The 8,857-nt window shown below is 76.2% G+C and carries 9 protein-coding genes; 3 read left to right on the top strand and 6 right to left on the bottom strand.

Annotated elements, in window-relative coordinates; translation table 11 throughout:
* Positions 1 to 327: 327 nt before the first annotated feature.
* Entirely contained in the window at positions 328 to 1,035 is a 708-nt protein-coding gene (locus ABD823_RS04605; protein ID WP_344856230.1) for a DUF2306 domain-containing protein, read from the top strand.
* Here ABD823_RS04605 and ABD823_RS04610 read toward each other — a convergent pair.
* From ABD823_RS04610 to ABD823_RS04620, 3 genes are all read right to left on the bottom strand, one after another.
* Positions 1,025 to 1,681, bottom strand: a complete 657-nt coding sequence (locus ABD823_RS04610) for a response regulator (protein WP_344856232.1) — start codon at positions 1,679 to 1,681, stop codon at positions 1,025 to 1,027. The genes ABD823_RS04605 and ABD823_RS04610 overlap by 11 nt on opposite strands.
* The gene (locus ABD823_RS04615) at positions 1,678 to 2,826 is read right to left on the bottom strand and encodes a sensor histidine kinase (protein ID WP_344856234.1); all 1,149 of its coding nucleotides are present in this window, start codon (positions 2,824 to 2,826) and stop codon (positions 1,678 to 1,680) included. The genes ABD823_RS04610 and ABD823_RS04615 overlap by 4 nt, the downstream gene beginning before the upstream one ends.
* Before the next feature lie 252 nt (positions 2,827 to 3,078).
* Positions 3,079 to 3,618 (bottom strand): hypothetical protein, encoded by a 540-nt coding sequence (locus ABD823_RS04620; protein WP_344856236.1) that lies wholly within the window; start codon positions 3,616 to 3,618, stop codon positions 3,079 to 3,081.
* A gap of 279 nt (positions 3,619 to 3,897) precedes the next feature.
* On the opposite strand from ABD823_RS04620, the gene ABD823_RS04625 reads away from it, so the two are divergent.
* Positions 3,898 to 4,650, top strand: a complete 753-nt coding sequence (locus ABD823_RS04625) for a YcnI family copper-binding membrane protein (protein ID WP_344856238.1) — start codon at positions 3,898 to 3,900, stop codon at positions 4,648 to 4,650.
* A gap of 28 nt (positions 4,651 to 4,678) precedes the next feature.
* On the opposite strand, the gene ABD823_RS04630 is transcribed toward ABD823_RS04625, so the two are convergent.
* The 3 genes from ABD823_RS04630 to ABD823_RS04640 all read right to left on the bottom strand — a co-directional run bounded on the left by ABD823_RS04630 (position 4,679) and on the right by ABD823_RS04640 (position 7,989).
* On the bottom strand, positions 4,679 to 5,650 hold the full coding sequence (locus tag ABD823_RS04630) for an ABC transporter permease (RefSeq protein ID WP_344856240.1): 972 nt from the start codon (positions 5,648 to 5,650) through the stop codon (positions 4,679 to 4,681).
* Positions 5,637 to 6,734 carry an ABC transporter ATP-binding protein gene (locus ABD823_RS04635; protein ID WP_344856242.1) on the bottom strand — a complete coding sequence of 366 codons (1,098 nt, stop codon included), beginning with the start codon at positions 6,732 to 6,734 and terminating at the stop codon, positions 5,637 to 5,639. The genes ABD823_RS04630 and ABD823_RS04635 overlap by 14 nt, the downstream gene beginning before the upstream one ends.
* A 70-nt stretch (positions 6,735 to 6,804) precedes the next feature.
* Positions 6,805 to 7,989, bottom strand: a complete 1,185-nt coding sequence (locus ABD823_RS04640) for a LolA family protein (protein ID WP_344856244.1) — start codon at positions 7,987 to 7,989, stop codon at positions 6,805 to 6,807.
* A 155-nt stretch (positions 7,990 to 8,144) separates the two neighbouring features.
* Here ABD823_RS04640 and ABD823_RS04645 point away from each other — a divergent pair, with 155 nt between their 5' ends.
* Complete coding sequence (locus ABD823_RS04645) at positions 8,145 to 8,819, top strand: response regulator transcription factor (protein ID WP_344856246.1); 675 nt, start codon at positions 8,145 to 8,147, stop codon at positions 8,817 to 8,819.
* Positions 8,820 to 8,857: the final 38 nt, after the last annotated feature.

Raw genomic sequence — 8,857 nt, forward strand, 5'->3', positions numbered from 1 at the left:
CGGCGCCGTGGCCGCGCCCGCGGCGTCTCCGGCCGGACGGCGACGGGCGTGTCCCGAGCCGCGCAGGCTCAGCGTAGAAGTCCCGGACAGCGGGCTCATCAGCCGAAAGTACGCCCGAACGGTGGATGATCGGCCAGTCCGGATCGGACCGTTCCGGCGATGAACCGCCCTCGCTCCGGCGGCCACGATCGGGTCATGACCGACGAGAGCCCGGCGGACCGCACCGCGCCCCTCCAGCCGCCCCTCCAGCCCTTCCCGCGGTCACCGCGCCGCCGCCGACCGGCGGACGGCCGGAACCCGGCGGCGGCCTCCGGCGGGGCCTCCGCAGTGACCTCCGCAGTGACCTCCACGGCGACCTCCGCAGCGGCCTCCGCAGCGGCCTCCTCCGCGGCCTCCTCCGCGGCGGACCGGCTCGTCCCCGCCGCACTGCTCGTGCTCAGCGCCGTGCCCGTGATCGCCGGAGCCGCCCGCCTGTCCGAGCTGACCGGCGGCGCGGAGATCACACCGGAGAACGCGCGGTTCTTCGCGGCGCCCGTGCCCGTGGTGCTGCACATCGTCAGCGTCAGCGTCTACAGCGTCCTGGGGGCCTTCCAGTTCGCCTCGCGGTTCCGCCGCCGGCGGCCCGGCCGGCACCGGGCCGCCGGTCGGGTCCTGGTCCCGTCGGGACTCCTCGCGGCGCTCACGGGGCTGTGGATGACGGTGTCGTATCCCCATCCCGCCGGTGGCAGCGATCTCCTGTCCGGCGTCCGGCTCGTGGCCGGCACGGCCATGGCCCTGTCCATCGTCCTCGGCTTCGCCGCGATCCGGCGCCGGGACGTCGCCGGCCACCGCGCCTGGATGATCCGGGGTTACGCGATAGGCCTGGGCGCGGGCACGCAGGTGCTGACCCTCCTGCCGTGGTCCCTGGTCTTCGGGACTCCCGGCGAGGTCGCCACCGCGCTGCTCATGGCCGCCGGCTGGGTGATCAACGTCGTCGTGGCCGAGTGGGCCGTCCGCAGGCGCCCGGCGGCCCGGCGCGGTCGGCTCAGCTCCTGACGCGGCCCGTCTCGTACGCCCAGATGGCGATCTCGACGCGGTTGCGGGCGCCCAGCTTGGCCATCAGGCTGGCGATGTGGGACTTGACGGTGCTGAGGGAGATGTGGAGCTCTCCGGCGATCTCGTTGTTGGTCCGCCCGCGTGCCACGGCGGCGAGGATCTCCTCCTCCCGGCCGGTGAGCGCCTCGATGGGCTGCGCCGGGGCCGATCCCGGCCCCGTGCGGGCGAAGGTCCTGAGCAGGCGCGCGGTGACGCTCGGGGCGATGAGCGCCTCACCGCCGGCCGCGGCGTGGACCGCCTGGGAGAGCAGGGCGGCGCCGGCGTTCTTGAGCAGGAAGCCCCGGGCACCGGCCCTCAGCGCCGCGTAGACGTACTCGTCGAGGTCGAACGTGGTGATGACGACGACGGCGAGGGGGTCGGCGACGTCGGGCCCGGCCAGGGCGCGGGTGGCCGCGATGCCGTCGAGACCGGGCATGCGGATGTCGAACAGGCACACGTCGGGGCGGAGCCGCCGGGCCAGCTCGACGGCCCGGCGGCCGTCGGCTGCCTCGCCGACGACCTCGATGCCCGGCTGGGCGTCGAGGATCATCGTGAGCCCGGTGCGGACGATCTCCTGGTCGTCGGCGACGACCACCCGGACGCTCACGTCGCCGCCCCGGTCCGGGGCAGCACGGCGCTCACGGTCCAGCCCCGGTCCGGGCCGGGCCCGGCCACGCAGGTGCCGCGGAGCAGGTGGGCGCGCTCGATCATGCCGATGATCCCGTATCCCGGTGACGCGGCCGGGCGGATGAGACCGCCGTCGCCGTCGTCGCTCACGCGCAGGTGCACCGAGGTGTCGTCGGCGGTGACGCGGACCTCGACGCGGGTGGCGTGGCGTGCGTGCCGTACGGCGTTGGTGATCGACTCCTGGGCGAGGCGGTAGACCGCGGCCTCGACCGACGGGGGGAGGCCGTCGAGGTCGCCCGAGATCTCCACGTCGACGGAGGGGCCGGAGCGGGTCCGGCCCGCGAGCCGGACGATGTCGGCGATGCGCCGGCCGGGGACCAGGTCCGCCGGCTCGTCCGGCCGGTCCCGGCGCAGGACGCGGACCAGGGCGTGCATCTCGTCGAGCGCGCGCGCCGCCTCCTCCTCGATCACGCGCAGCGCCTCGGTCGCGGCGTCCGGCCGTGACCCCGCGACGGCGAGGCCCGCCTGGGCGCGCACCGCCATCGCCGAGACATGGTGGGCGACGGTGTCGTGCAGGTCGCGGGCGAGCTGTTCGCGTTCGAGCAGCTTGGCCTGGTCCAGCTCGCGCGCCCTCGCCCTGGCCCGGTACCGGAGCGCCCCGCCCAGGGCGACGACCGCGGACAGGACGGTGAACGCGCCGATCGCGTCGGTGCCGGGGGCGCGGCCGGTGACCAGCGGGAAGGAGGCCGAGACGATCATGATCGCGAGCCCGGTCACGGCCTCGCGCCCGGACCCCCACCGGAACAGCGCGTACGGCAGGATCATCTGGTACGCCATCGTGTACATCTCCGCGGGCGGCTGGCCCGTCAGCAGCGGGGCCAGGCCCGTGACGGCGAAGCAGACCACGACCATGAGCAGCGGCCGGGTCCGGCGCCACAGCAGCGTGGGCACCAGTCCGGCGGTGACGACCACCGAGGCGACCCGCCACGGGAGATCCGGCCGCAGGAGCCCCTCGAGCACGGCGGCCGGCACGAGCACCCCCACGAGCACCCAGTCGCGCCACACCCGCGGCGGAGGGGCGGGGGGACGGGGTTCGTCCCACAGGGAACGAAGAGCGGCGAGCACCTCGTCATCGTACGAGAGCCCGCGCCGCTCCGGACCGGCCTGAAGTACGGGACGCGCGTTCCGGCGGAACCGGGGGGCCGCGCCGCGGTTCAGGCGCCGGTCGGCCGGTAGGTGAGGACGACGACGCCGGAGTCGAGGGCGGCAGCGCGCCGGGCGGGCCCCCGGCGGACGCCGGGGGCGGGCCCGGCGGCGGCTGGGGCCGCCGCGCGCCCCGATCCGCAGAACTGAGCCGTCGGCCCGGTCGCCGGAGGCTCAGTCCTCCCTCGCCGACCAGTACGACTCGTCGTCGTCCTCCTCGCCCTCGTCGCCGCCGGGCCCGCGCCAGCGGGAGGGCAGCAGGACGGGCACGAAGAGCGCGACGCCCAGCAGCGCGTAGACACCGGTGGTGAGCAGGACGGTCATGCCGCGGCCGGACTGCAGGAGCGCCTGGTGGAAGGAGGGGGTGTCGGGCACGAACCCCAGGGCGCGGCCGGAGTCGAGGGCGTAGACCACGGTCCAGGCGAGCAGGGTCACCGAAGGGACGAAGGCGGCCAGCGGGGAGACCCGGCCGGCGGCCACCAGTCCGAGCAGCAGGCCGGTCCCGGCCATCACCGCGAGGACCGTCCAGGTCCGCCGCTCGTCCGCCGGGAGGGCCGCGACGCCTCCGCCGGGTTGGATCACGAGTCCCGCCTCGGCCACCGTCCATCCCGCGCCGAGCAGCAGGACCGCCGTCGTCACCAGTCCGACGAGCAGCCCGACGACGTGCCGCATCCCCACCGCCTCGGCCTCGAGTTCTCCGGTGGCGGCAACCATAGCCACAAAAGCCGCGAAGCGGCAGATGTCCTCCGCTTCCGGCATGCCGTACCGGTTCCCCCTGTCCGGTGGCCGGGGGTGCCGCCCCCGGCCACCACTCCGCCCCGGCCGCCCCGGACGCCCGCCCCCGGCCGGGGCCTGCTCCGTCACGCCGTCACCCGGCGCGGTCCTCCGCTTCCCGCCGCCTGAGACGGACCGCCGCCCGGGCGGTCCGCACCGGACCCGCACCCGAGCGGTCCCCCGCCCTTTTCCGGCATCCTCCCGAAGTGGAGACCTCCCATGTCGTTTTCCGCCGCCCGCCGCGCCCTGGCCGTCACCGCCGGTGCCGCCGCGCTCACCCTCGGCCTGTCCGCGCCCGCCCTCGCACACGTCACGATCAACCCCGGCAGCGCCCAGCAGGGCGGCTTCACCAAGGTCGCCTTCCGGGTGCCGAACGAGCGGGACGACGCCTCGACCACCAAGGTCGAGGTCGCCTTCCCCGCCGACCACCCGCTGGCGTTCGTCTCCGTCAAGCCGGTGCCCGGTTGGAAGGTCGAGGTGACCGAGGGCGAGCTGCCCGATCCGGTCACCACCGAGTACGGCGAGCTGACCGAGGCCGTCACGAAGATCACCTGGTCGGGAGGCAAGATCGAGCCCGGCCAGTTCCAGGAGTTCGAGGTGTCGATGGGCAGGCTGCCCACCGGCACCGACCGGCTGGTCTTCCCCGCCACCCAGACCTACAGCGGCGGCGAGGTGGTGAAGTGGGACGACGAGCCCGCCTCCGACGGCTCCGAGCCCGAGCACCCCGCCCCGGTCCTGAGTCTCACCCCGGCCACCGGGGGCGACGGGCACGGCGCCGCCCCCTCCGCCTCGGCCGCCCCGGCGCAGGCCGCGCCGTCGGCCGCGCCGGCCGCGGCCGGACGGGACGCCTCCGGATCCTCCGACGGCACCGCCCGCCTGCTCGGCGGCGCCGGGCTGCTCGCCGGCCTGGCCGGACTGGCGGCAGGCCTGGCCGGGCTGCGCCGCGGGAGCCGTACGGCCGTCAGGCCGTGACGCCCCGGCTCGCGAAGCCGTACGGCCGTCAGGCGGTGACGTCCCGGCTCGTGAAGCGGGCCCAGGCGAACGAGCCGGAGACCGCGATGTAGGCGGCGAAGACCAGCAGGCCCTGTCCCATGTCGGCGACGGCCACCGGATCGCGCAGCACCCCGTCGAACCCGGCCCACCAGTGCGTCAGCAGGTACGGCTGGAGCGCCGACAGCTGCGGGATCACGCCCAGGACCTGGCAGGCGATGACCAGCACCACGGTGGCGGCGATCGCGCCGACGGCCACCTCGGTCAGCGTGGACAGCGCCAGCGCGACGGCCGCCAGGGCGGCCATGCCCGCCGTGGCGTAGAGGACGACGAGACCGATCCTGAGCACCCCCTCGGTGAACGGGATCGTCGTCCCCGACAGCAGGGTGACCGGCCCGGCCGGGAACAGCACCAGTCCGGTGAGCAGGCCGGACAGAGCGACCGCGCCGACCGCCGCGGAGGCGAACAGCACCGCGCCCGCGTACTTGACGGACAGCAGCCTGGTCCGGCCCGCCGGGGCGGTGAGCAGGTAGCGCAGCGTGCCGCCGCCCGCCTCCCCGGCGACGGCGTCGCCGGCGACCACCGCGACGGCCACGGGCAGCATCAGCTGCACCAGGAGGGCCAGCGCGGCGAAGGTCAGGAACACCCCGTTCCCGGTGACCTGGGCGAAGATCGCGCTTCCCGGACCGGCCCCGGCCTCGTCGGGGCCGCCGAACAGCCGCAGCGCGATGCCGACCAGCACCGGGACCACGGCCAGGACGGCCAGCATGGCGAGGTTGCGCGGCCGCCGGAAGACCAGTCCGGTCTCCGAGGCGAGCAGCCGCCACCACGCCCGCACCGCGCCCGGCCGTCCCCCGGCGCCCGGGCCCGCCGCCGTCCCCTGGCCCCGCTCCGGGCCCGTCCCCGGTGCCGGGCGCGGGTCCGGGCCGTCCGCGCCCGGCGCCGCGGACGGCGCCGCCCGCGGCGTGTCAACCGTCGACATCGAAACCCTCCCCGGTCAGCTCCACGAACACGTCCTCCAGGCTCGGCCGGTGCACGGCCAGCCCGCGCACCGCGACTCCGCCCGCCACCAGGGCGGCGGTGACCCGCTCGGGGGGCACCTCGCCCAGTTCGGCTCCGGCCTCCCCCCGCCCGGCCCGGACGCCCGCCAGCCCGAGCCCCTCCAGGACGGCGGCCGCCGCGGCGCCGTCCGGCGTCTCCACCCGGATCCGGGGCCGGTCGCCCGCGCGCAGCCCGGCGAGCGACCCCGCGGCGACCAGCCGGCCGGCGCGCATCACCCCGACGTGGGTGCACATCTGCTCGATCTCGGCCAGCAGGTGGGAGGAGACGAAGACGGTCGTCCCGGCGGCGGCGATCTCCGACACCAGGGCGCGCACCTCGCGGGTGCCCTGCGGGTCCAGGCCGTTGGTCGGCTCGTCGAGGATCAGCAGTTCCCTGGGGCCGAGCAGCGCGGCGGCGATGGCCAGCCGCTGGCGCATGCCCAGCGAGTAGGCGCGGTAGCGCTTGCCCGCCGCCGCGCCCAGCCCGACCCGCTCCAGCGCGAGCCCGATCCGGCTCGCGGCGGTGCGGGGGTCGGCCGCCGGATCGGCGGCGTCGTAGCGGCGCAGGTTCGCCTCGCCCGACAGGTAGGGGTAGAACGCCGGCCCCTCGACCAGCGCCCCCACCCGGGGCAGGACGGCCGCGGCCCGCGCCGGCACCGGCGCGCCGAGCAGCTCGCAGCTCCCCGCGGTCGGTTCGACGAGGCCGAGCAGCATGCGGATCGTCGTGGTCTTCCCCGACCCGTTCGGGCCGAGGAAGCCGAAGACCGAGCCGCGCGGCACGGCCAGGTCGAGGCGGTCCACCGCCACCTGGCCGCCGCGGAAGCGCTTGGTCAGTCCCCGGGTGACGATCGCGTGCTCCCCCGGCGGCGGACCGCCGGCGGGCGGCGGGGACGGCTCGCCGGCCGGGCCGGTCACGGAACCGGTGCGGCCGGCCCCGCTCCCGGGCTCGGGCTCGGTCCCGCTCCCGGGCTCGGGCTCGGCCCGGCCGGCGCGGCCGGTCCGGGGATCGGTGCGGACGGTCGTCACGGGCGCTCCTTCGCTCGTCCGGTCGGGCGGGGGGCGGGGGCGCCCGGGCGGGCGCCCCCGCGGGTGGCGATCACTTCTGCCCGGCCACCTCGACGAGCCGCTCGGGGGTGACCGCCCCGACGAGCAGGCGTCCGTCGTCGGTGAGCAGCGCGGAGACGAGCTTGGTCCGGACGATCCTGCCGCCGCCCCACGCCCCGTCGACCCGCTCGGCCGACTTCAGCAGGGACTCGACGGCGGCCTCGGCGGCCCCGGCGTCGGCGGACCCGGCCCCCTGTCCCTTCTGCGAGGCGAGCCCGCGCAGGTCCTTCTCGGAGAAGGGCAGCACGGCGACCGCCGTCCAGCCCTCGCCGACGACCTCGGCCCCGTCCGCGAGCTCCTCCCCCTTCTCCTGCCCTCCGACCGGGCCGGGGACGAGGTCCGCCAGCGCCTTCTCCTGGACCTTCGCGCCGGGCGGCGGGGTGAAGGCGAAGTTCTCCGGGGCGGGCGGGCTGAAGGTGACCGTGGTGAAGCCGACCTCGAAGGCCGGTTCGGCCGACCCCTCGGCGTAGACCTGGATGCGGAGCGGGACCAGGGTCTCGCCGTCGAGCGCCAGCCTGATCTCCCGCACCAGGGACGCCTCGTCCTTGGGCGCGAGGGTGAGCTGGTAGGCGTCGCGCCCGGCGACCTTCTCGTCGCCGGTCACGCTGATCGCCGTGTCGGCGTCGGCCCGCTCCAGCACCTCGCGGGCGATCTGCTGCGGCGTGGCCGCCGTGGGCAGGGCCTCGGCCGCCCTGTCCCCGGGGGCCCGCCCGTGCCCGGCCAGGTCCTCGCGGCCGGCCGTGATGCGGGTGGCCGTGTTGGTCCCGCTCTCCCAGAGCCACACCCGGTCGCCGTCGACGACCAGGTCGGTCTCGCTCATCCGGCCGGGCAGCGCCAGGCGGATCCGGTCGGCTCCGCCGTACCAGACCTTGAGCTCGTGGGAGCCGGCGAGCAGGGCGCCGGGCGAGCTGCCGCCCGCCCCCGACACCTGCGGCAGCCCCGGGATGCCGAAGGAGGAGGTCTGCATCAGGGTGCCGGACATCGGCCGCGGGTCGGACCGGGCCGCCCGGACGGCGTCGGCGAGGAGCTGCTCGGCGGTGCGCTCGGGCAGCGCCGGGTCTCCCTGGACCGCGGCGATGACCGGGCCCGCGCCGACCGCCCCCGCGACCAGCGCGACCGCGGCGACCGGCACACCCCACCTCACGACGCGCCCCCGGCGGCGTGTTCTCTCAGACATGTCACTCCTTTACGGTATGGCGTCGGTGTCTTCACCAGCAGCCTGCGCCGCCGGTCCTGTGCGGGAGCTGAGACGGGCTGAGAGCGTCCACAGGGTTCTCAGCCGCCTCTCAGGCGCGCTGGCCGAAGATGGGGGCGAGGGTGAAGGAGGCAGGGATGCGGGTTCTCGTCGTGGAGGACGAGCGGCGGATGGCCGCGGCGCTCCAGCGCGGGCTGCAGGCCGAGGGGTTCGCGGTCGACCTCGCGCACGACGGCGAGGAGGGCCTCCACCTGGCCCGGCAGGGCGACTACGACGTGCTCGTGCTGGACATCATGCTGCCCCGGCTCTCCGGCTACAACGTCTGCAAGCAGCTGCGGGCCGAGGAGAACTGGGTGCCGATCCTGATGCTGTCGGCCAAGGACGGCGAGTACGACATGGCCGACGGGCTGGACCTCGGCGCCGACGACTACCTCACCAAGCCGTTCTCCTACGTGGTGCTCGTGGCGCGGCTGCGCGCGCTGCTGCGGCGCGGCGCGGCCCGGCGGCCCGCCGTGCTGCGGGCCGGGGACCTGTCGCTGGACCCCGCCCGGCGCAAGGTCTTCCGGGGCCGGACGCCGGTGGAGCTGACGCCCCGGGAGTTCGCGCTCCTGGAGTACCTGCTCCGCCGGCACGACGAGGTGGTCTCGAAGGCCGAGATCCTCGAGCACGTCTGGGACACCTTCGACACCGACCCGAACGTGGTCGAGGTCTACGTCGGCTACCTGCGCCGCAAGATCGACGCGCCCTTCTCCCGCAACGCGCTGCAGACCGTGCGCGGCGCCGGATACCGGCTGGCCGGCGATGGCGGCTGAGGCGGCGGCCGGGCCGCCGGGCGGCGCGAGCGGCGTCC

Origin of the sequence: Planomonospora alba (assembly GCF_039534085.1) — a bacterium.
Taxonomy (GTDB): Bacteria; Actinomycetota; Actinomycetes; order Streptosporangiales; family Streptosporangiaceae; genus Planomonospora_B; species Planomonospora_B alba.